We start from the raw sequence: 23,839 nt of genomic DNA on the forward strand, positions 1-23,839 counted from the left end.
GTGAATGGGTAAGCCCGAGCTCCAACTCTACAGGTTTGGATGGCAGGCTTCGGATGAAAGCTGTATGTCTTACCCGGGGAAGTCCTCACTCGTCCCAAGATGGGTAAGCCGGAACAAGGGGAGACCCAAGGACCGGTGAAGCGGAGGAGGATGGCAGATGAACCCGTAGTAGTGTTGAACCTCTCTGAAAGGAGAAGGGACTATCGCCTTGAGCGATGGGGGTAACAGGAACCGAAAGGGTCTGTTACTTGCGAAGGGGGGAAGGGTTGAGGAAATGGCACAAAGGGAAGCGAATATAACAGGAGCCCGTAACGGAGGCTGAAATGCCGACGGTGGTCTGAAATGGCTGGGGCAGGCAAGTAATCCATTATAGGGTTGGGAATATTCCTCGAAAGGGGTAGAAAACCGATGCTTGTGTGGAAGAAGAAACCGATCCTGTTATATGCGACTTATTCTGAAGGCCATGCGGAGGTAGTATGATGGCACTTAACCACCGTCGGAGAATTCGATACTCAATCCATGAGCCGTGTACGTTGGCCCGTACGCACGGTTCTGTGAGAGGACGGGGGGATTCCCCCCTCCTACTCGATAATTCCTTCGGAGTTGACCCGAATTGCTGCGCAGTTGGAGCGACCGGCTACGTCGGTGATATGCGCCTGCGGCGGGAAGAGCAAAAGAGCGGGAGTGGGTGGAGGAGATTGGAATGAGAGTCTGAAGTGAAGATTTTGGGTTGGCGGTGATATAATTTTTTCATGAATGTGAAGAAGATTTTAATGGGATTTCTGGATGAATTTGGTGGGGTTTTTGTAGAAAGTTTTGAGCTGGAAGAGTTTTTGCGTTCCAGAGACAATTTTGATTATTTTTCTTTTTATGAAGCGATTTCTGAGTTGGTTTTTCTCGGAGTTCTTTCCCCTGTCAGGAATTCTGGTTTCAACGGCAGAAATCCTCCACTGTACAATAAGTATCGTAAGAGGAAACCTGGGCTATCTGCAGAAGATAGGGAGTTTCTTGATTCTCTGGATCCTGCCATAGATACTTCCAGGTATCGGAAGAGTCCCGATTTGCTGAATAGGGATAAAGGTTTTCTTGAGCTGCTGGATAGGTTTTTAAAGGCTTCTGATAGAGAGAGTTTAAGAGTTCCTTCTTCTATAAATGAACGTTCTTTCGAGATTTTCGGAGATGAGAAGTTTCTTTCCAGCGCAGATGGTCATGCGTTTTTGCAGAATGCTTCGATTTCTGAGGATTTTTTGAATGTTTACCGTACCCCTGAACCTTTTTTCTTCTCAAGTGATTCTGCTTATTCTGGAAGTTTGTTTAATGTACTTGTTATTGAGAACAAGGATACTTTTTATACGATAAAGCGCTGTTTTTTTAGCAACGGATGGAGGTTGCTAGGTAAGGTTTTTTCTCATCTTGTTTATGGTGAGGGGAAGAAGATTATCAAGAGTTTTGAATTTGCTCTTGAGATTGGTTTGACTCCTGATAGTTGCAGGGTGTTTTATTTTGGAGATCTTGACCCTGAAGGGATAGGTATCTTCGAGAGTTTCAGAGAGAGGTTTTCTGATTATGATATTTGTCCTTTCGTTGAGCTGTATGAGGAACTCCTCACTGTGAATTTTTCCAGAGCTCCAAAGTTGAGAAGGAAGCAGAGGGTAAGTGCTGAGAGGTTTTCGAGGTTTCTTGAGAATTTTCCCCGGGAGGTTTCTGAAAGGATAATGGAATTGTTTGATTCGGAAAGGTATTTACCCCAGGAGGGGTTGAACTTTCAATTTTTTGATAAGGTGACAGGAAATGGGTGAGTTATCCGGGTTTTCTGACAGAGTTAAGGGTGTTGCTATTTTTCAGCCTTTGCTGGAGCTGAAGAATCTTCGAAAGTATGAGGACTTTGATCTTTTTTCTCTTGGTTTTTCTATCCTCCTCTTTATTATGGAAAGTATGCTGTATAACCGGGAGCGTTGTGGTTATCCCGAGCTTTCGGCCTTTCTCCGGGAACAGGTTTCGATTAATTATCGCAAGATTTTATCTGAAGAAGAAAGCCTGGAACTGGCGAGGTTTCTTATGGATCATCTCAGGAATAGTGGTTCTCCATGGTGCTTTGAATATCTGGATCTGGAGGATGGGAAACCGAAGAAATACAGGTTCCATCTTATTGGTTTAGCTGATTACGACCACGGCCCCCATGGTGACAGGGATATTTATTTTAAGCTCACAGATGAGGGACTTGATCTCATCTTTAAAACGAAAGAGATTTATAAGGAGTTACGGATAAGTATTTCCCAATTGTATTTCAGGCAGCAGATTGAACGAGGTGTTTTTGATAAAGCTCTGGAGACTGTCAGGGAGCTGTTTACCCAGGTCAGAAGCCGTATGGACGAGATGGAGAAATTCAGGCGAAGGATGGTCATGAATATTGGTGGGGTTTTTACAGAGGAGTATCAGAAACAGGTGAAGGAGATATATAACCAGTTGGAAAGGGAACAGGAGGTATTCCAGTCTCTTTCTGAACTGGTCAAAGAAAAGAAGGAAGCTTATTTGTATGAGAGGTTGGAAGAGATTGAGGAGAAGAATCTTGACCAACTCATTGAGATTTCAAATATGCTGGATATTGTGATAAATGAGCATAGCAAGCTGTTTGGGATCAAGCTTCGGACAGATGAACAGTTCAGGAAAGCCCTGGCAGAGAGTATCCAGAATTTTATACAATCGAAGATTGATTTCAGAAAAGAGATACTTGAGAAGGTAATTGCTTCGGAAACCCGGGGTGATGATCTGAGAAGGCTTTTGCAGCCTTTACTGACTCCGGCCAGGTTCTTGGGCTTCAATCCTATGAGGATTTTTATCCCGCAGAGGCTTCAGCAGAAAAGGGAAGGTTTCAGCGAGGAAGAATTGCCCGTGGATCAGAGTTTTGCAATGGAGCTGGAAAGGGAGTTGAAAAGGAAAAGAGAGAGAGACAGGAGATTCAGAGAGTATATTGAGGTTGTTTTTGAGCCTTTGAAGTCCAGGAACAATTATACTCTTAAAGAGGTTTTGGAAGGTCTTTCTCAGCAGAAGAGGGAAGAGTTTAGTAACAGAGCTGAGTTTTACAGTTTTCTTGTTGGTTTGCACCAACTCTCGCCTGTGGAGCTGAGGGTTGATTCTGAAATCAGGGATAAGGTTTTCGATTCTGAAGATAATCTTCCTTTTCTGCTTCTGGAATATCTTGAGAATCAAAAATTGGACAGAGAGAAGAGGTTCCTTGAGGTTCAAGCAACCTGTGAAGAGTTGAGTTTTGAGAACGGTTGTGTGGTTACCAATTATCGTTTTCATGTTATTGAGGAGGATGAATTGAATGTACGATAGTTATACCAGGGAAGAGGTTGAAGCGGCCTTCAGGATTTATCTTTTGCTGCAGAAAAAGGGAGAGTTGAGAAGACGGGATTTTATGGACCTTTTTGAAAAGTACAGCAGTAATCCGAAGGTGAGAGATATTTTTGTTAGTGTATTTGAACCGATGGCAGAGGCGAAGGTGCTGGAATCCGAAGATGTGCTTTATCTTGTCCCGGAACCGGATAGTGATTATCTTAGTTACAATAACGAGCAGTTGAGGGAATTGATGCGGCTGGACAACAATACAGAGCTATACTGTGCCTATTTTGTGATTTTGTGTTTGCTTTCGGAATTTTTTGGTGCCGATTTTCTGGATGAAGTCCTCAGGGAATATATTCTGGTGAAGGATCTTGAAAGGGTTGTTTCGGCTTCTTTTGAAAGTATAGAACCTCATATGGATGAATTGGAAGTTGATTCGGGGTTCAATCTCAGGGCAGCTTATGAACACTGGAAATCTATGGAGGAATACAGGGAACTGGAACGGATGAAGGCGAGCAAGACGAATCGATATAGTTTTATTTTGAGGGTTTGTAGTTTTCTTCAGTCTCAGGGATTGGTGAATCTGGTTCAGGAAAGGGAGATATATATCACCCGGAAAACGGAGCTTATAGTCAGGAATTTTTACGCAGGTAAGGAAACGAAGGAAAAGCTTTTGAAGTTGATCAGCGGGAGGCTTTGAGATGCCGAGAATATGGAGAATGAGACTGGTTAATATACAGTATGATGCCGGGAAGAAGGTTTTCGCGGATGAGCTTTTTAATTTTGGGGGCAAGAACACTCTGTTTAATCTGGCGAATGGAGGAGGAAAGACTCTTCTCGTCCAGCTTATGCTTCAGACAGTCCTTCCCAATGAGAGGCTGAATAAGAGGCGCCTTTCGGATCTGCTTCAGAACAGGAATTTTACAGGGCATATAGCCGTTGAATGGCGTCTGGATTCGGCTGAGGCTGATTTTTTGCTTACGGGTTTTTGTTTCACCAGGGGGAATGATGAGTCGGGAAGGTTGAGATATTTTATGTACACGAGTCATTATAAGGAAGCTAATCCATATGATATAAAACACTTCCCCTATGTAAACGATAAACGTCCCCTCAGCTATGACGAACTGTTGAGGCTGTTGAAGAATTTGAAGGGAAGTTATTTCAAGGTGTTTTACAGTGATTCAAAGAGAAGCGATTATCTTCGGGAATTGAGTACTTATAATCTCTTCGAGAAAGAGTGGAGACGTATTAAGGAGACCAATAACAATGAAGGTGGAATAGATGATTTTTTCAATAGTCTTCAAAGTACGGATCAGCTTCTGGATAATCTTTTGATTCCGGTAGCCGAGGAGTTGTTTTACGATGATCCAAGGGAACAAAAAGAAAATCTGGTGGAGGCTTTCAACAATCTGAAGAATAAGCTTTTGAATATCCCGGAACTGGAGAGAAATCTAAAGGATTTGGCCCTTGTAAGGGAAAAGGGACAGGTACTTCTTGAAGCTTTCAGAGAGCGTGAAGATGCTAGCAGGGAGTTTGAGGAGCGGAAGGTTAATCTGGCAATGTATTCTAACTCTCTTGAACACTGGCATAACTGTGTTGTTGAAGAGCTCAAGGAGATTGATGAGGAATTGAGGAGTATAGAGAGGGAGGAAACGAAGAACAGATATCTCCTTGAGTCGGTGAAGTATTCCAGAGAGTATGCCGCTGTTGAGGAGAAACGACAGGAGCTTTTTGAGATCAGTTCTAAAAAAGAGGAACTCTATGAAGTGATTCAAAAAACCAAAGGGGAATTGGATCTTTCTAAAGCTGTGAATCTTTGGTTTGAAAAGAAGGATCTGGAATCGAAAAATAGAGCTTTGAATGAAAGTATCGGTAATATGTATCTCGGAAAGGAAGAGAAACTAGAAAAGCTGATGATTTACGCGGCAACTGTTTATCAAAGGTTGGGTGAAGAGATAGAGAAATTGGAGCGGAGGCTCAGAGAAGTCGAACAGGAAAGGATTGAGAAAGAGAAAAAAAAGGAAAGTCTTCAGGAAAGGAATCGGGAGCTTAACAGGCAAAAAAGTGGTATTGCGGTGGAAAAGACAAGGCAGCAATTGAAGATTGAGGAAAGGGATAAGTTTTCCACTTCTTTGTTTGAGATTCACAAAAATGAACGCTGGCAATTGTTGCCAGATGTTGGGCTGGAAGAGTCGCGTTCTGAGTTTAGCAGACTGGTTGAGGATCTAAAAAGTCTTGAGGTTCAAAGAGACAACCTTGAAAGGGAAAGAACAAAGATTCTCGAGGAGATGGATGAGTTAAAGATCAGAAAACCCGAGTTGTTAGCGAGGATTGGAGCTATCGACAAGGAGATACAGGGATACAGGAAAAAAAGGCAGCAGGTTAGAGATGTGCTAAGAAGGCATGAAATCAGCTATGTTGATCTTTTTAAGGAGAAGTCTCTGATAGAACTTAAACTTGAGAAGCTCCAGAAAGAGCTGGAAGAGGAGGGCTTCGTCAATAAGTCAAGTCTTCAAGACCTCAGGAATCAACTTCAATTGATTGAGAGATACGATTTTTATGTGCCATCTGAAGAGGTTATAAAACTCAAGAAGTATCTGGAGGATTCCGGGGTTTCCTGTCGAACGGGTCCTGAATGGTTGAAATTACAGGGGTTTTCGGATGAGAAAAGGGTTCAGTATCTGAAAAGATTTCCTCTTTTGCCTTTTTCTTTGGTCGTAATCAAGGAGGAATTGAGCAGGCTGGCGAAGCTTTCGATTGATGTTGAGGAGTTTGCCGGTTCTTATCCGGTTCCTATTATCCTTTTGCCGAAGGGTTCGCTAGACACAAATGATGACAAACAGTTTTTGGAGATATTTGAAGGGCAGTATATCTTCTGGCAAAAGGCTCATGAGTATGCTTCTTCCCGGGCATCTCTGGATTTTGTTGCTGCTGAACTTGAAAGCAAAATTGAAAGGGTCAAGGAAGTACTTAGCAGGATAGAGAATTCAATGGAGAATCTGAGAGGTACCAGGGAGATTGTGTACGCTTTTTTTGCTGATTATGCGGAGGATCTGGAGAGTTTAAGGTTGCCTGAATTGGAGGTTTTGAAGACTGAACTTGAGGCTCTTGAAGATAGGGAACATGAGTTGAAACGAGCTGCGATTTCAGCAGAAGAGCGTTTGTCCGAACTTGCTGACAGGTGGAAAAAATTGAATTCGAGGAAGGCAGATGTCGAGGAACTCATCATTAAGTTCGAAAGGTTAATTGAACTCAACAAACAGGCTTATGAAGCAGATAAGGAATTGCGAAGGCTCAAAGAAATTGAAAATGCGATAGGTAAAGAATTGAAGGACAACGATGACGCCATCTCAAGATGCGATGAAGAACTTAAGAAGATTCACGCGCTTAAGGCTATTCTGGATAAAGATTTGTCTGATCGTCGGAAAGAAAGGGAGTTTTACAGAGAAAAGGGAAAGGGACGTAATCCTGTTTCGCTGTCTTTAACGGAGGCTATAGACTCATACAGAAGGTTGGAATCGGAACTGGGAAGCCATAGTGCAACTATAAAGCACTATGAAGAACAAATAAGGGAGAATATCAAGAGGATAGAGTCTGTGGAAAGGAAACTGTCAAAATTCGGATTTTCGGAGACAGAGTTTGAAGAATTCACTATGAGGGTTTCGGATATTCAGATAGAAGCTCTAGAAAAGAAACTCGATGAATTGGAGAATGAGTATGTCGGATTAAGGGAAAAAGCTTCCGGGATTCGTGGGGAATTGAGGGAAAAAGAGAAGAATATTGAAAACATGAAAAAACGTATCGTTTCTGAGTATTCTAAGGAACCGACATTACTGGAAGAACCTGATGAACAGGAGAAAAGGTCGAATGAGGATTTAATAAGGCTTGATACGGATAAGAAACGGTGGATGGATATAAGAAGTGAATCGGAAGGTTTTGAAAAATTGCTGGGAGAGCTCATTTTGAAAGTAAGCAATAGTATGATGCATTATAAAGTTGACAGGGTGGATGGAGGAATTACAGATCGTAGTTTGAAAGAGGTCAAAGAAAAGATCAGCGACGAGGTTGATGCGGTGATTGATTCTGTTGGAAAGGCTTTTTTGCGTCTGGAAGAATCAAAGGAGAAGGTTCGGAAAGCTGTTGGGAATTATATGGCCGTGTCAGGAGAGGCAAACAGTGATATTGTTGCCGGGTTGCTGAGCAAGATGACGTATGAAGATTATTTTCAGCTTTCCTATTCTGAGGTAAAAGAAGCTTTTGAGTATTTATTCGGACAAATTTCGAAATATGAGAAGCAGATTCATGCTGAGCTTGTTCAAAAAGACAAAGATAAGAAGCTGTTTGTGGAAAGTTGTGTGAGGCAGACAAGGAGACTTGCAGAGGAGATAGAGGCTATTGATTCGTCGTCGTATATAGATTATGCCGGGAAACATTGGAAAGCTGTACAGATAAAGCTGGACAACTGGGATTTGCCGGATATGAGTGCGAAGATGGAAATTTATATAAATCGTTGTATAGAAGAATTGAAGACTATTCCCGATGAGAAAACCCAGCAACTTGATTATATAAAGAACAGACTCTCTTCGAAGAATCTTTTGAATGTTATTACGGATTTGCGTAGATGCAAGGTAAGGGTGTTGAAACCCGAAGCCAGAGCGGAGCATTCGACGTTGCAGCCCTGGGATTCGATACAGAAATGGTCTGGTGGAGAGAAATATGCTGCCTATGCTGCTATGTTCATCGCTGTGATAAGTCATATTAGAAAGAAAAAGAGTAATCTGAGTAAGCCATGGAAGGTGCTGATAGCTGATAATCTATTTGGAAAGGCATCGTCAGCCCACATACTTGAATATGTCTTTCAGATTCTGGAAAGAAATAGGGTTCAGCTCATCGCGCTTACTGATCACACTAAACAAACGATTTATAATTATTTTCCGGTGGTTTATAGCTTGAAACTAAGAAGTTATTTAAACAGAGATTATGTGTCTTCAAATCTGGAGAAGGGATATTATGATATAGCTCCTCTTGAAGAAGAGCTCCGTTCTGAAAGGCAGGAGAGTTTGTGGTGAGCACCTTTGGAGCGGAAGTGCTGGACTGCGTCCACGACGCTTGCGAGGCTGTCAGCTGGTGGAGCGGCGCTCACGAGGTTGAGGCTTGCAGACGCTGATGAAATCCGAGAATCCGAGAGGGCCGCTGTGCGGCAGATACGAATCCCTTCGGGATTGTTACGACCGGCTGCGCCGGTGTTACGAACTCCTGCGGAGTTGCCTCGAACCACTACGTGGTTGATAAAAAACGTTGTGGGTTGTAGGTTGTACGTAAAAAACGAGAATCCGAGAGTGCTGGACTGCGTCCAGGAGGCTTGCAAACGCTGTCAGTTGGTGGAGCGACGCTCGAAGACTGAGGCTTGCGGACGCTGATGAAAAGCTGAGATCCGAGATTCGAGAACCGAGAGTCCGAGAACCGAGAAAGCCGCTGCGCGGCTGGTGAGGTGTGCCCGGCATGACATACAACTATAGGGTGAAAGTCCCGAATGTGGGGAGTGAAATAAGCATTAGCTGAGGGCAAGGGTGTCACTGGTAACGGTGAATCTGAAGGAAGCCTAAGGCAAAATCCGGAACTGAACGAAAGTGAACCAGTGTTGGCCGGTAGAGAGGGTAACCTTGCCTTACATGGGGAAGCCCAAGCTCCAACTCTACAGGTTGGGATGGCAGGATTCGGATGAAAGCTGTATGTCTTACCCGGGGAAGTCCTCACTCGTCCCAGAAATGGGTAAGCCGGAACAAGGGGAAACCCAAGGACCGGTAAAGCGGAGGAGGATGGCAGACGAACCCGTAGTAGTGTAGAACCTCTCTGAAAGGAGAAGGGACCATCGCCTTGAGCGATGGGGGTAACAGGAACCGAAAGGGCCTGTTACTTGCGAAGGGGGGAAGGGTTGAGAAAATGGCACAAAGGGAAGTGAGTATAACAGGAGCCCGTAACGGAGGCTGAAATGCTAACGACGGTTGAAAATAACCGGGGCAGGTAAGTAACCATTGCAAAGATAGGAAGATTCCCGGGAGGGTAAAGAATCCAATCTTTGGATGGAAGAAGAAACCGATTCTGTTATATGCGACTTATCTGGAAGGCCATACAGGAGGTAACATGAGGAAGTACTACAGTCTTATTGACAAAGTTTATCTGGAATCGAACCTGGCCAAAGCATATCACAAGGTGCGAAGAAACAACGGAGCACCCGGGATAGATGGAGTAACGGTTCAGGAGTATGGAGAAAACCTTCTGGAAAGGATCAAGAAACTCAGCGAAAAGTTGCGTAAAGGAGAATACCGGCCTTCACCGGTAAAAAGGGTGGAAATCCCGAAAGGAAATGGGAAGACACGTATGCTCGGGATACCAACGGTAGAGGATCGGATAGTACAACAATCGCTGAAAGAAATAATGGAACCAATCTTTGAGGAAGGATTTCATCCTTCAAGTTATGGATACAGGAAAGGAAGGAATCCACACCAAGCAGTAGAAAAAGCCTATGCTTTCGCGTGCAAATACAAAATGAAATACGTGGTCCAGTTAGACCTTAGCCAATGCTTTGACACCTTAGACCACGAAAAGATAATAGACGCAGTAGCGGAAAGAATAAGCGATGGCAAAATATTGAGATTAATAAGAAGTTTCCTCAAAAGTGGAGTCATAACGGACCAATACCAACCCAGTGAGATGGGAAGTCCACAGGGCGGAGTAATAAGCCCCTTGTTAGCCAACATCTATCTGAACAAATTTGACCAGAAAATGATGGCCAGAGGAATAAGGATAGTGAGATATGCAGACGACATACTAATCTTCGCAAAGAGCTACAAAAGCGCGGAAAAATACCTAAAAATAGCTATCCGGATACTGGAAAAAGAGCTGAAATTGAAGGTCAACAAAGAAAAGACGAGAATAACCACGATAGATGATGGAATCGAATTCCTTGGATTTACCATACAAAAAGGCAAAATACGAATCCAGGAAAAGAAAATAAAAAGGTTCAAAGCGAAAGTAAAAACACTCACCCGGAGAAACCAATGTACACCGATTGGAGAGATAATAAAACGGCTAAACCAATTGCTGAGAGGCTTCAGCAATTACTACAAAATAATCGATTGGGTGGGAGTATTCAAAGGCCTCATGGGTTGGATAAGAAGGAGATTGAGAGCCATAATCCTGCGACAATGGAAGACGACAAAGAAACTATGCAGGGTGATGAGACAAAAAGGATACAGAGGCGAAATATCTGGAATAAGGATGAACAAATGGAGAAGCTCTCAATCCCGGTTGGTCAGTAGGCTACTGCCGAACAAGTATTTCCAGAAGATAGGGCTGTATGATATGAAGCTTTCGCATGTACCACTGTCGGAGAATCCGATACTCAATCCATGAGCCGTGTACGTTGGCCCGTACGCACGGTTCTGTGAGAGGACGGGGGGCAATGCCCCTCTCCTACTCGATCACTCCTTCGGAGTGGGGGAATAATAGACGCTTGCGATAAAAAAACACGAGAGTCCGAGAGGGCGAGAATCCGAAAAATTAAGAACGATAGTTCCTGAATCGACAAAATCAGAAGAAAATACTTGTAATACAAAGGGCAGAACATGTTCTGCCCCTACGATAAAAAACAGTATCATTGCCTTAGGCAATTGCTTTTGCCATATTTTTGCCGAGTAATTTACATTGTTCAAGTTCTTCCTTTTTTGGAGCGTGTTTAGCTTCTATTACAGGTTCTACGAGTTCCCACTTCATTTTTTGTGCGAAATCGTGTAGTTCTTTCAGAGCTCCACCGCTCCAGCTGTAAGAACCGAAGACACCTATGTGCCTGTTTTTCAGCATTCTATTTTCTAAAGCGGTCAGGAGGTTTTTCATTGGTGGGAATAGTTCCATGTTATAGGTACAGCTACCAAGGATAACCCCTTTGAACCGCCATATATCTCTTATTATGAAAGATAAGTGAGTGACGGATATGTTGTGTATTCTTATTTTTTCTACACCTTCTTCAACAAGACCCTGCGCAACCGCTTCCATCATCTTCTGGGTATTGCCGTACATCGAGCCGTAAACAAGAACTACCCCTTTTTCAGCTTCATAACGGCTCCATTTATCGTAAAGCTCAATAATCTGTTTTGGATTGTCCCTCCATACAGGGCCGTGTGTGGCGGCGATGATTTTGATATCCACGTTCTCTAACTTTTTGAACGCTCGTTGAACCATGGGGCTGTATCTTCCAACGATGTTGGAAAAATATCTGAGAACCTCGTCCTCGTAGAATTCTATATCGACTACATCATCAAAAATACCGCCGTTCAGAGCACCGAAACCACCAAAAGCGTCTCCAGAGAAGAGGATACCATCTGTTAAATCGTAAGTCATCATTGTTTCAGGCCAATGGACCATGGGTGTGAGATAGAACTTCAATTTGTGTTTTCCGAGGTCCAATACATCACCATCGTTGATCACCATAAAATTGTCGCTGATTCCATAAAACCCTTCAAGGAAATCCCTGGTCTTCTTGTTACCCACTATCTTGATTTCCGGGAAAGCCTCTACAAGTACTTTTATTGCTCCAGAATGATCAGGTTCCATGTGGTTTATTATGAGATAGTCCACAGGTTTACCATCGGGTAAAAGGGCTTTAACTTTGTCAAGGAAAGTGGCAAAGAAACTGCCTTTTACAGTATCAATGAGTGCTACCTTTTCATCTAATATCATGTAAGCATTGTATGATACCCCCATAGGAAGCGGCCATAAAGATTCAAAGAGATGTGTCTCAAAATCATTAACCCCTATCCAGAAAACATCTTTTGTTACCGGTATACCCTGATCCATACTTTTACACCTCGCCTTTTCATTTATAAGAACCAAAACTTATGTTGTGGGTACCTTTCAGAAATCCGAATCCCGAACTAACATTTTCTATGAATGCAATTCCTAGGTTTCCTCTTCAAAATCAAAATATTCTTTAAGAAGCTCCTTCGCTTCTTCAATACACTTATCCTCAATATACACAGATTTTGCTCTTCTTGAACCGGAAATATAACCCTTTTCTGTCAAATCATTCAGAACATCAAAATTATACCCTTTCCAGGCTCTAAGTGGAGACGGTCCCCGGGAAGTTAATTCCCGCCACGAGGTTAAGTACAGAAGCATTATCGTCAGTTTCTCGATAATCTCTTCCCTTTCCAATTTGCACACCTCCTTTATGTGCTCACATCAATTATAAAACAAAGTTGCGATTGGCTAACGTCGAAGCCGCTACGCGGTGGATAAGCCCGGCTGCGCCGGGGGTGAGCCTAGCTGCGCTGTGAAGCTGAGCTGCGCTCAGGAGGCTCACGACGTTGACGCTCACGAGGTTGAGGCTTGCGGACGCTGATGAAAAGCTGAGAATCCGAGATCCGAGAATCCGAGAGTCCGAGAGTCCGAGAAAAAACATGACGCTTGCGACAAAAAAACACGAGAATCCGAGAGGGCGAGAAAAAACAAGACGCTTGCGAGGCTATGCGCTGCTTCGTAGCGGCTATGCTGAGCTAAAGCTCAGGCTATGCGTGACTTCGTCACGGCTATGCGCAACTTCGTTGCGGCTAAGTATCTTTTAGAGAGCAATGACGAGATCCTGAATCGAGTTCAGGATGACAATCAAAATAAAGAGCACAGCATGCTGTGCCCTGTTTTTTATGTCAGCGACGCAGTCGCTTGATAAAAACACAAGAATCGGAGAAGCGAGAAGGTGAAAAACAGGACGCTTGTAAGACAGAGACTTGCGATGTCGAAGTGCTGGCTTACCCTATACCCTCTTTTTTCAAAAAGGTGTTAGAGGTTTCATATTTTTTGCAGTGTGATATGATATAACTTTAATATAGTGTATGAAACTTAATAAGAGGGGGATTATTTTGAGCCGGAGAATTGTTCTTTTTCTTTTGATTTTTCTCCTGGGGGTAACGGTCATTGGAAGAACCATAAAGGTGGGTATATATGAAAATAAGCCTCTTGTTTTTGTTGAAAATGGCGTTGCTAAAGGGGTATATATTGATATCCTTCAGGAGATTGCCCGTAAAGAAAACTGGGAGCTTAGTTTTGTTCGAGGAAACTGGATAGAGTGTCTGGATAAGCTAAGAAACGGCGATATAGATATACTTGTCGCAATAGCCCATACTCCCGAAAGGGAAGCGATCTATGATTTTAATAAAGAGGCCGTGTTTACTAATTGGGGACAGATATACTGTAGAAAGGGTTTTTCTCCAGAATCTGTTATTGATCTTGAAGGTAAGATGATCGCAGGGGTTAGTGGAGACATTTATTACCAGCATTTCTACGAGCTTCTTAAAAATTTCAACATTTCTGCTGATTTGGTGACTGTTGAGGAATATCATGAAGTCCTCTCGCTACTTGACCTTGGAGAAGTTGATGCTGGGGTTATTTCCAGGCTTTATGCTCAATTGAACGCTTCAAATTACAGGGTTAAAGAGACGGGCATTATTTTTTCACCTGTGGTGCTCAAGTTTGCTTTTACAAAGCATAAGCATAGAGACTTAATAATAACTATAGACAAATATCTGAAGGAGTTCAAAGAAGACCCTGAATCAGTTTACTATGAATCTTTAGACAGGTGGTTGAACATAGATGTTGTCGAAAGCACTTTTGTTATTCCACAGTGGTTAGTTGTTGCTCTTATTGTTTCTTCTATATTTATCACAATTTTTGCTGGAACTGCTTTTTTGCTCCAGAAGCGCGTGGATTTGAAAACGCGTGAATTGAGAGAGAGAAACATGGAATTGGAAGAGTTATCTAAGAAATTGAAGAAGAGTGAGGAAAAATTCAGACAATTAATTCAATCAATGGACGATGTTGTTTTTGTTCTTGATGTTAACAAGAGGTTTGTTGAATTCTACGGCGAATGGTTCGAGAAATATGGGTTGGACCCCGAAAAACTTGTAGGGAAAAAACCGTCAGCTGTGCTGGACAAGATCAATGGCGAGAGTATAGAAAAGGCCGCAGAGGTAGCTTTAGAGAGTGGAAGTGCAACGGTAGAATGGATCGTAAAACGTGACGATGACAATAAAGACAACAAAAAAGATGAAGGTTCCAAAATTTATTTGGGTGTTTCTCTTTCAGCTCTTCGTAATGGCAATGGTAAAGTGGTTGGAATAGTCGGTGTAGCGCGGGATATAACGGAGAAGGTGAAGAACAACGAGAAAATGCGGTACCTTAGTTTTCACGATGTTCTTACGGGTTTATACAATCGTGCCTTCTTTGAAGAGGAGTTGAAGAGACTTGATTCCCACAGGCAGTTGCCCATAAGCCTGATTATGATAGATATAAATTGTCTCAAGTTGACCAACGATATTTTTGGCCATCTTGAAGGAGATAGGGTAATAAAGGAAGTTGCCCAAGCTTTGAGAAGTTCGTGTAGAAAGGAAGACATAATTGCTCGTTGGGGAGGGGATGAGTTTGTTATCCTCTTACCAAAGACCCCCTTTGAAGAGGTGAAAGAGGTGGGCGAAAGAATAAGGCGAACGTGTAGGATTAAGATTGTCGATGATATTGAGTTAAATGTATCTCAGGGCATCGCAACAAAGGAAAAGTTTTCTCAAGATATGATGGATGTCTTGAGAGAAGCAGAGATGAGGATGTATGAGGAAAAGGTTGCTCTTGATGTTCAGATAAAGAAAGCATTGTTGAGATACTTTAGAGAAAAGATAGCCCAAGGGCAAGGGGCAGTTAGCAGTGTTGAATGCCTGGAGAAGATGAAAGAGATCGCAGAAAGGTTCGGTTACGCCGTTGGACTGGATAATGCAGAGATGAATAAATTACTTCTTCTGGTAGAGTACCATGATATAGGGATTGTTGCGCTGAAGAATCATTCTGAAAAAGGGTTGAATTACGAAAAGCATCCGGAGGTAGGGTACAAGATCGCTTTGAACTTCCCTGAGATTGCTCCGATAGCTGAGTACATACTTTATCATCATGAACGCTGGGATGGACAGGGTTATCCTAAGAAATTGCGTGGTAATGAAATCCCATTGCTTTCGAGGTTAGTATCTATACTCGACTTTTATGCGAAGGAAAAATGCAAAGATGGTGAACCCAAACAATCCGATGAGCGGATTATTTTAGAATTGGGAAAACGCGCAGGTTCCGAATTTGATCCTGATTTGGTGAAACTCTTCACGAAGTTACTTCTTTTGTAGTGGAATTCGAAAAAAAGGAGTGATATTGTGTCAGCTGAAGTAGTATTGGGAGTTAAAAACCTACGCAAGTATTATGGACAAGTGAAAGCAGTTAACGGGATTTCGTTCGAAGTAAAAAGAGGAGAATGTCTTGCCATCCTTGGTCCTAATGGCGCGGGGAAAACAACCACAGTTGAAATCCTCGAGGGGTTGAGAAAACCTGACGCTGGTGAGATATATTATTTTGGAAAGGTTGTTAAAAGAATAGATGATTCGATTAAGGAAAGAATAGGCGTTCAGCTGCAAAGTTCTGCTTTTCTGGAGCATTTAACGGTTAAGGAAACGCTGGATTTTTTTGGCGGCCTCTACAGCAAAAGGCTTCCTTCGAAAGAATTGATAAGACTGCTTTCTCTTGAGGAGAAGGTGAATGCCCGTGTTAAAGGTCTTTCTGGCGGTCAGCTTCAGCGTCTGGCTGTTGCTGTTGCGTTGATCAATGATCCTGAAATTGTCTATTTAGATGAGCCTACTACCGGCATGGATCCACAGGCTAGAAGAATGCTCTGGAGCACGGTTGAGGATTTGAAGAAACGCGGAAAAACAGTGATATTAACCACGCACTACATGGAAGAAGCGGAGTATCTTGCTGACAGGGTGTTGATTATAGACCACGGGAAAGTCATAGCGGAAGGTACCGTAGAGGAACTTATTCGTTCGATAGGTGAGCAGAGTATCATAGAGTTCAGTCTTGCTGGTATAGAAACGATATCTATTGAAAACCTGAAGAAATTGCTTCCAGATATTGAAGCCCTCGAAGAAGGGCGGTGCATGATTACTACCAATAAAGTCGAGGAAAGCCTTTCTCAATTGTTTGAGAAAACAAAGAACACTGGAATTATTATTGACGATGTTATTATAAGAAGACCAAATCTTGAGGATGTTTTCCTGAAACTTACAGGTCGTTCTTTGAGGGATTGAGTATGGAGAGAAGATTCTATACTCTGTTCAAAGGGCTTTTCCTCGATGAAATTCGCGAATTTCAGAGAGTTTTCTGGATGATGATTTTCCCTCTAATCCTTTATTTTATACTGGTTTCCGCCCTTGGGAACATGGGGAATGAGGGAGTGAGTTTTAAACTCGGGATTGTGAAAGAAGAGAATCTGTCCGGTTTTGGAAAGATAATCGATGAGGTTTTGAAAGGTATAACCTCCGAAGGAGGTCCTTTCATCGCCATTGAATTTGTGGACAGAGGGTCAGGATTAGAAGCGCTCAGGAAGAATAAAATAGACGCTTTGCTTGTTGTTCCCAAGGGTATTAATGCCGGGTTGGCGAGGGCTTTCATCGTTCGTGGTAAGGTGGAGCCTCCGAATTTGGAAGTTTATTACGCTGAGGGGAGACAGGCATCTGAAATTTCCGCCGATGTTTTATCGCAAATACTAGAGCAGGTTAACCTTGAAATTGCCAGACAGCAAAAAAAAGATTATAGAACGTTTGAAGTGAAAGAGAATATTGTTTCCTCTCCTGATAAAAAGACTTTCGATTATGCGGAGTATCTCTTCCCGGGAATTGTGTTGATGATGATCCTTTCTGTTTCTTTGTTCAGCGCTCCTATCAGATTGATGGTTTTTAGAAATTCCGGAGTGCACAAGAAGCTATACACTACTCCTATAAAGCCGCTGGAGTATTTCGCTGCTTATTTGCTAAAGTTGTTTGTTGTGATAATACTCTCTTTTATCTCTATTTTGTTTGTGGCGCTTTTTGTTTACAGAGTGGAGATTCCTGTTTTTAGTTGTGCGTTTCTCTTTTCGTTCCTGTATTCTATTTTGGTTTTGCTATCGATGGGTTTGATGTTCGCTTCATTTATTAAAAAGCTTTCAACGGCCAATGTTGTTGGGCAGATAGCTAATCAATTAATGATGTTCCTTGGTGGGCTTTATTTTCCTGTGTTTAATATCCCCTGGACAATGAGATGGCTGGTTTACGCGATCCCAACAACATATCTGGCTGAGTTAACAAGAAGGAGCCTTGGATATCGGATCGCTCCCATACCTGATCACTTTTTGATAATTGTGCCGGCGATATGGCTTGTAACCTCTGTGGTGATTTTCTCTTTGAATTTCAAGAAGGTGATGGGATATGAGTAATATGAAGCAGCTTCGTTCGCTTTTTGTCGCATTTACAAAGGAATCTTTGAGAAATCGTATGGAGGTTTTTTTCAATATTCTTTTTCCTCTTATTCTTCTTATCCTTTTTGGGACTTTTTTTGGTACTCCTGAGGTTAATCGCTTGAGAGTGGGAATTTATATAGAGCAGTCCGGAGGTTTATCTATTGATAATTTTGCGGAATTTGGGTTTGAGGCTGAGTTTTTTGATTCTCGAACAAATCTTTTGGAGTCAATGGATGCACGTAGATTGGACCTCGCTATAGAAGTTAAAAACGATGAGATTATTTTCAGCTATCTTGAGGGAAATATTTCAAAAACGAGTCAGATAAAGATGTTAGAGCATGCTATAAAGGCGGTGCTGGAGAAGAAGGTAAACGGTGTTGAAGATGTAATTTCTTTGAACAAGATACCTGTGAGTGTTGGAAGGGTAAAATCAGACCACTTAAATTATCTTATGGCAGGAATTATCGCCATCTCTTTGCTGTCTTCTGGGATGTTTTCGGTTATAAATCTTTTTGGTCGTTATCAGGAGCAGGGGGTATTGAAAAGGATTGTGGTGGCACCGATAAATCCCTTCAACTTTGTAATAGGCAGCACGCTGACGAGATTCTTGATAAGCTTTTTATCTGTTCTGATTATAATGTTTTCTAACAATCTTATATTCCATTCGCAGTTCGATGTGTACTGGCCAGCCTTCATTGTTACGGTAATCAGTTCTACCCTCGGGATGATGGCTCTCGGTGTTTTGTTGGTGATAATCTTCAAGTCCTCTGGAGCCGCTGAAAGTGCCGGAGTATTGATGGTTTTCATGGTCTTCCTTGCCGGGGTTTATTTCCCCGTGAGTTTCCTTCCAAAATATTTACAGTATATTTCCGCTGTTCTTCCTATCAAATATGTCGCTGACCTCATGAGGTTTGTTGTTGGTGTGGAAAGCATGAGCATGTCGTGGTTTATCGTTACGAATCTCGTGCTCGCCGGTGCCGGAATAGTCCTTTTGTATCTAGCTGGAAAGAAGTTTTTGGGGCAGGTGCGTTGAAGAAAATGGGGACTGTCCCGTAGTGGACTGTCCCCATTTTCTTCAGATTCAAGAACAATTATTGTAGGGGCACAGCAAGCAAATAAAAACCGAGAGCCGAGAGCGCCGCTGCGCGGCGGACACGAATCCCTTCGGGATTGACCCGAACTCCTGCGGAGTTGTTGCGAACCACTTCGTGGTTGTTACGAACTGCTTTGCAGTTGAAAAAGCTGTCATTCTGGAGATGTTTTATCCAGAATCTTATTTTCTTAAGTACGAGATCCTGAGTCAAGCTCGGGATGACGGCCTTGCAAGCGGCGCCTCATCAGCTGACAACGTCGTGAGCCTCCGGGGCGAAGCCCCGCACTTCATTACCGAAGGCAATCTAAGCGTCAATCGGTGATTATGCCGCTGCTAAGGTAGCGTTCAAGATGATCCGGCGCTATTGTTACCACTCTACGGAATCCTTCTTTAGACAAACGCAGCGCTGCAGCCACATTTGCACCGGAAGAGATACCAACCAGCAATCCTTCTTTTCTTTGAAGATATTTTGTCATCTCTATAGCTTCTTCATCGGTGACCGTTAAGACACCGTCCAGTAATTTGAGATCAAGGATATCGGGTATGAAACCAGCACCAATTCCCTGTATTTTGTGTTTTCCGCTCCTGTTTTCTGTTATAACCGGTGAACCTGCCGGTTCGACACCGTAGATTTTTACGTTTGGAAGCACTTTCTTCAGAGCACGGCCAACACCGGTAACAGTTCCACCTGTACCTATTCCACAAACAAATGCATCAATATCAAATTCAGCCTGCACAAGTATTTCAGGTCCGGTGGTTAACTCATGAATCAAAGGATTCGCCGGATTTGAGAACTGATTGAGCATCACTGCTGAAGGCTCGTTTTTAACTATTTCCAGAGCTTTCTGTCTGGAACCGTTCATACCCAAATCTGCGGGTGTCAATATAACCTCAGCACCAAAGGCCTTTAAAACCTTGATTCTTTCCTGACTCATGCTTTCCGGCATTACCATTACCGCTCTGTATCCTCGAACGGCCGACAACATTGCGATCGCTATCCCGGTGTTTCCACTTGTAGGTTCGACTATCGTAGCTCCTGGAGAAAGGATTCCCCTCTTTTCTGCATCGATAATCATCCCGAGCACTGTTCTATCCTTAATGCTCCCACCTGGGTTGTTCTTCTCAAGTTTTAAAAGAATCTCCCTATCATCGTTTCCAAGGGATTTCAGCAAAATCATAGGGGTATTTCCTATAAGTTCACGCAATCTCATCCTCTTGCACCTCACATTTACAAAATTTACTAACAGGACGTGCTGGAATACCAACCACAGTGGTATTGGGTTGGACATGTTCCAGAACAACGCTATTAGCACCGATTTTCGCATTGTCGCCAATAACAAGTGGCCCAAGAATCTTAGCTCCAGCACCTATAACAACATTTCTTCCTACGTCCGGATGCCTCTTGCCTTCCACCAATTTGCGAGTTCCCAGGGTTACTCCATGATATATCAGAGTTCCACTACCTATGGAAGTGGTAGACCCTATAACAGTTCCAATGCCGTGATCAATTACTACACCAGGTTCAATCTTTGCGGCCGGATGTATATCAACGGAAAAAAGTATCCTCGCCGCGTAATGAATAAACTCCGCAAGCCATTTCATTCTATGACACCAGAAGAAATGAGAGATTCTATAGAATAATAACGCATGGAACCCGATTGATGTAAATGCAACATGAGTTTCAGAACGTGCAGAAGGATCCTTTAGAAAATACTCTTTGAGATCAGCCCGCACAGCTCTGAGCATTTCAAGAAAATCATATAATAATTTCATGGTCTCACCTCCAAAGAGGTTTGTGATAATTTTACCAGCTAAGTACAAATTTAATTATAAACTTTTAATGCAATTCCGATTAAATTTCTCGGAATGATCCTGCTTCGCAGGGGGAATAACGTGAAACGAACCGCAAGCGGTTGTTGCGAACCACTTCGTGGTTGTTATGAACTGCTTTGCAGTTGAAAAAATTGATACTTAAAACGATTGAATAATTTTCAAAATGCCGTATCTGATTATTCACCAAAAAATGATGGTCTGATACGTTGCTTCAACATTCCGGCATTCGGTACCGGTGAAATACGCGTTAATTCACAATATGTGAGCGCTACCTTGAGAATAGATATGAAGCAAGATTTCTCAGCGTTCATGATGGGTAGAGGTTGGAGCAATTTACCAATGCAGCTCTATAATTTCACACCATTCACGGATGCCAATTTTCCTCAAATAGCTCTTGCACAGTACTACAAAGGACCTCTTTTGTTTTCTGTCAGCACAGGGTGAAGTGACGCTCAACACGCCTTATTTGAACATGGATGAACCAAGCGATGATCCGACGACTTTACCGATCTCGAAGACTGGAAAGGACCTGTTGGGGAGGTAAGAACCGTAAATATCCTGAAACTGGAGGCTAAATTATCCATACAAGAGCTGGATCTTTAGCGATTTATCCTTATTATTTCGGAGACTATTTTGGAAGGTTTATCTATGAAATACGCCTATATTTAATAAGATACTTTTAAATTACGCCGATTAAAAACAGCAAAAGAAGAGCTGTCGCAAATCCTGTTATAAAACCAAAGATAAAGGATCTAGAACTCCCTTTAGGAATTTTTCTGGGGAGTTCTAGCTTTTTTTGTTCTTCCTTATACCAGTCTCTATCGTAGATCCCCATGTTCTTACCTCCCGGGTTTTAATCGGTGTTCGAGAATAGAGATTCGAGATCCGCTGTGCGCTGCGAAGCAGCGGCAGTGCTGGGCTTTGCCCAGGCCATGCGTGACTTCGTTACGGCTTTGCGCAACTACGTTGCGGCTAAGTGCTCTAGAAACGTTGTCGGTTGTGGGTTGTACGTCTCTTTTTTTAAACTCTAGACACGATTTCTCTGTTGTCAGTTGATAGTTGTTAGTTTTTGAACTTTCTATATCCTAGATCCCAGACACTATACCCGATCTTTATCTAAACTCCAGTCTCCTACATCTATCCTCGCTTTTAATTTCTAATCCCAGATCTCGGTCACCGGTTCTCGGTTTTCTAGTCTTTCAAAACAAACATATTCCAGAATCTTCTTATGAAAACAATAGTGGGTACGGTAAGTATAATTCCAAAAGCTCCAAACAGTTCGCTGAATGCAAGAAGCGCTATGAGAACAACGAACCAGTTAAACTTTAATTGATTCGAGACGATCTTTGGCGATAGGAACCACATTTCCATCTGGTTTGCCGCTACAAGTATGATCAAAGCAATACCAACCCCCAGCAACCCTCTGCTGGTATAACCAAATACCATCATTGGAATAGCTGTTATTATGACTCCCAAAAAAGGTATAAGGTTGGTGATACCAGCAAGCAGACCGAGAAAATAAGAACCTTGAATTCCAAAAATCGCTGTAGAGATACCTATAAACACGCCGATACACAAAGCCACAATCAACTGTCCACCAATATATGTCTCAAGATCATCTAAGAATCCCTTCCAGAATTCCATTATTTTCTTGGTATTACACTTCGGAAACAGCTTTGGGATAATCCTATCAACATTCTTTCCTCTGGAAAGAATGTAAATGGCAGCGACTATAAGAAGCACGACAAAGGTTATCCAGTTTGCTATGTGAGTGCTTATATAGGTAACTATACTGACCAACACATTCGACATCAAACTCCCAAAATTCCCAAAGAAATCGTTTATAGATCCCTGTATAAAATCGGGTAAATCTGCCATGATAGATTCCAACGGGTTATCGATGATGAGTTTGTTGAAACTTTCCTTAAACTGATCAACACTCATAGAAATCATTGAAGGGAAGGTGTAAAACAGGTACGCAAACAATACAACTAATCCAAGGCTTACCATTACAACGGTTAGCCTTTTCAAAGTCTTCTTTTGGAAAAATCTTGAAGGATAATTTAGCAAAAGAGCTATTAAAAAAGCCATGCTTAGAACCCTTGATGTGTTCGGAAAAATAAAAAGACTCAAAAAATAGATTCCAGCATAGGAAAGTATCCATATCGCATTTCTGTCCATTGTCTTCTATCCTTTCTGATTTATATCAGGAGTTATATGATAATGCTTCTACCTGTGACCTTGTTAGACTTTTTCGCTTTCTTCAGTGCGCTTCATCAACCCTATAAACCGCTTTCTTAACATCGTGGGAGTACCAGAATCCGGGAAAGCTGTTTGAATAGGCTCGTTTTTCATTCCAAAATTATGACAAACGACCGGCTAATTCGTTCAATTCTTTTTGAGGAGGTCTCTCATTGGTAATCAGGGCATCCATTAACATCCCAATTAATATACTCAAAGTGCGCGAAATAACCTTCTTAGCCCTCTTTGTGGACATATTTTCCTCAAGGACATCTATACATTTTTCCATAAATTCCTGTTTTCCCGTTACCAGAATATCCTTTATCCTTCTGTTCTTTGTGCCGTGCAACCATAAATAAACGAGTGTTCTAACAACATCCGGGCGTTTTTCAAATAACTGAAACGCTTTCTCAAAGAGGTTCATCACAAATTCTTTGGGTTCTCTAGGATTTTTGTAGAGATCTTCGAATGTTGGAAATACGTATTTGATGATTATATATCTCGACAGATCGATTAACATTCCTTCCTTTGATCGATGGTGATAATGAATAGCGGCGAGGTTTACCTTCGCTTCTGATGAAACTTTCCTCGTGCTCAACCCCTCGATTGTTTCATTCGATATAACTTTTATAGCTGCTTCCATGATCTTTTCACGGGTTTTTTGGCCTCGCATAATATCACTCCTTTCAGTCGTTTGTATCATTTGCGATTATATCATAACCAATGATATATCAAAGAAGAAGGGAGAGTTACAACGTGCTGAGAGCTAAGAAAGCTGCTACGCGCTGCGGGGCAGCGGATTCGAATCCCTTCGGGATTGTCACGAACTGCTTCGCAGTTGAAAAAACATTGGGCGCTTGCGAGGCTGTCAGCTGATGAAGCAACGCTTGCGAGGTTGAGGCTTGCGGACGCTGATAAAAGCCGAGAATCCGAGAATCCGAGAATTCGAGAGTCCGAGAAAAAACATG

At 42.4% G+C, this 23,839-nt stretch carries 17 protein-coding genes; 10 read left to right on the top strand and 7 right to left on the bottom strand.

Features of this window, described 5'->3' with window-relative positions; all coding sequences use genetic code 11:
• Positions 1-752 precede the first annotated feature (752 nt).
• The 5 genes from KOLE_RS06670 to ltrA all read left to right on the top strand — a co-directional run bounded on the left by KOLE_RS06670 (position 753) and on the right by ltrA (position 10,761).
• On the top strand, positions 753-1,799 hold the full coding sequence (locus KOLE_RS06670; RefSeq protein WP_015868675.1) for a Wadjet anti-phage system protein JetD domain-containing protein: 1,047 nt from the start codon (positions 753-755) through the stop codon (positions 1,797-1,799).
• Entirely contained in the window at positions 1,792-3,339 is a 1,548-nt protein-coding gene (locus tag KOLE_RS06675) for a hypothetical protein (protein ID WP_015868676.1), read from the top strand. Before KOLE_RS06670 ends, KOLE_RS06675 begins: the two co-directional genes overlap by 8 nt.
• The gene (locus KOLE_RS06680; RefSeq protein WP_015868677.1) at positions 3,329-4,045 is read left to right on the top strand and encodes a DUF6063 family protein; all 717 of its coding nucleotides are present in this window, start codon (positions 3,329-3,331) and stop codon (positions 4,043-4,045) included. The genes KOLE_RS06675 and KOLE_RS06680 overlap by 11 nt, the downstream gene beginning before the upstream one ends.
• Before the next feature lies 1 nt (position 4,046).
• Positions 4,047-8,414, top strand: a complete 4,368-nt coding sequence (locus KOLE_RS06685; protein ID WP_015868678.1) for a coiled-coil domain-containing protein — start codon at positions 4,047-4,049, stop codon at positions 8,412-8,414.
• 1,075 nt (positions 8,415-9,489) lie between these two features.
• The gene (gene ltrA, locus KOLE_RS06695; protein ID WP_015868658.1) at positions 9,490-10,761 is read left to right on the top strand and encodes a group II intron reverse transcriptase/maturase; all 1,272 of its coding nucleotides are present in this window, start codon (positions 9,490-9,492) and stop codon (positions 10,759-10,761) included.
• Between the two features lie 249 nt (positions 10,762-11,010).
• On the opposite strand, the gene KOLE_RS06700 is transcribed toward ltrA, so the two are convergent.
• Together KOLE_RS06700 and KOLE_RS06705 are read right to left on the bottom strand one after the other, a co-directional pair.
• The gene (locus KOLE_RS06700; RefSeq protein ID WP_015868680.1) at positions 11,011-12,201 is read right to left on the bottom strand and encodes an FprA family A-type flavoprotein; all 1,191 of its coding nucleotides are present in this window, start codon (positions 12,199-12,201) and stop codon (positions 11,011-11,013) included.
• Positions 12,202-12,303: 102 nt separating this feature from the next.
• On the bottom strand, positions 12,304-12,558 hold the full coding sequence (locus tag KOLE_RS06705) for a DUF6429 family protein (protein WP_015868681.1): 255 nt from the start codon (positions 12,556-12,558) through the stop codon (positions 12,304-12,306).
• A 704-nt stretch (positions 12,559-13,262) separates the two neighbouring features.
• On the opposite strand from KOLE_RS06705, the gene KOLE_RS11195 reads away from it, so the two are divergent.
• Genes KOLE_RS11195 through KOLE_RS06725 form a run of 4 tightly spaced genes read left to right on the top strand, consistent with a single transcriptional unit; the run spans position 13,263 to position 18,737 of the window.
• A complete protein-coding gene (locus tag KOLE_RS11195; RefSeq protein ID WP_015868683.1) occupies positions 13,263-15,560 on the top strand; it encodes a diguanylate cyclase domain-containing protein in 2,298 nt (765 codons plus the stop codon).
• A gap of 27 nt (positions 15,561-15,587) precedes the next feature.
• The gene (locus KOLE_RS06715) at positions 15,588-16,514 is read left to right on the top strand and encodes an ABC transporter ATP-binding protein (RefSeq protein WP_015868684.1); all 927 of its coding nucleotides are present in this window, start codon (positions 15,588-15,590) and stop codon (positions 16,512-16,514) included.
• A gap of 2 nt (positions 16,515-16,516) precedes the next feature.
• Positions 16,517-17,680, top strand: a complete 1,164-nt coding sequence (locus KOLE_RS06720; protein WP_015868685.1) for an ABC transporter permease — start codon at positions 16,517-16,519, stop codon at positions 17,678-17,680.
• The gene (locus KOLE_RS06725) at positions 17,673-18,737 is read left to right on the top strand and encodes an ABC transporter permease (RefSeq protein WP_015868686.1); all 1,065 of its coding nucleotides are present in this window, start codon (positions 17,673-17,675) and stop codon (positions 18,735-18,737) included. The genes KOLE_RS06720 and KOLE_RS06725 overlap by 8 nt, the downstream gene beginning before the upstream one ends.
• Positions 18,738-19,108: 371 nt before the next feature.
• Here the strand turns inward: KOLE_RS06725 and cysK are convergent, their stop codons facing one another.
• A complete protein-coding gene (cysK, locus tag KOLE_RS06735) occupies positions 19,109-20,008 on the bottom strand; it encodes a cysteine synthase A (protein ID WP_015868687.1) in 900 nt (299 codons plus the stop codon).
• Positions 19,995-20,570: a serine O-acetyltransferase gene (cysE, locus tag KOLE_RS06740; protein WP_015868688.1), complete on the bottom strand. Its 576-nt coding sequence runs from the start codon at positions 20,568-20,570 to the stop codon at positions 19,995-19,997. The genes cysK and cysE overlap by 14 nt, the downstream gene beginning before the upstream one ends.
• Before the next feature lie 345 nt (positions 20,571-20,915).
• On the opposite strand from cysE, the gene KOLE_RS11585 reads away from it, so the two are divergent.
• Positions 20,916-21,074, top strand: a complete 159-nt coding sequence (locus tag KOLE_RS11585) for a hypothetical protein (protein WP_158303015.1) — start codon at positions 20,916-20,918, stop codon at positions 21,072-21,074.
• A 235-nt stretch (positions 21,075-21,309) separates the two neighbouring features.
• Here KOLE_RS11585 and KOLE_RS11590 read toward each other — a convergent pair whose 3' ends face one another.
• From KOLE_RS11590 to KOLE_RS06750, 3 genes are all read right to left on the bottom strand, one after another.
• On the bottom strand, positions 21,310-21,465 hold the full coding sequence (locus tag KOLE_RS11590; protein ID WP_015868689.1) for a hypothetical protein: 156 nt from the start codon (positions 21,463-21,465) through the stop codon (positions 21,310-21,312).
• A gap of 356 nt (positions 21,466-21,821) precedes the next feature.
• Positions 21,822-22,811 carry an AI-2E family transporter gene (locus KOLE_RS06745; protein ID WP_015868690.1) on the bottom strand — a complete coding sequence of 330 codons (990 nt, stop codon included), beginning with the start codon at positions 22,809-22,811 and terminating at the stop codon, positions 21,822-21,824.
• A gap of 181 nt (positions 22,812-22,992) precedes the next feature.
• Entirely contained in the window at positions 22,993-23,544 is a 552-nt protein-coding gene (locus tag KOLE_RS06750; protein ID WP_015868691.1) for a TetR/AcrR family transcriptional regulator, read from the bottom strand.
• Positions 23,545-23,839 lie beyond the last annotated feature (295 nt).

Origin of the sequence: Kosmotoga olearia TBF 19.5.1, assembly GCF_000023325.1 — a bacterium.
In the GTDB taxonomy this organism is placed as follows: domain Bacteria; phylum Thermotogota; class Thermotogae; order Petrotogales; family Kosmotogaceae; genus Kosmotoga; species Kosmotoga olearia.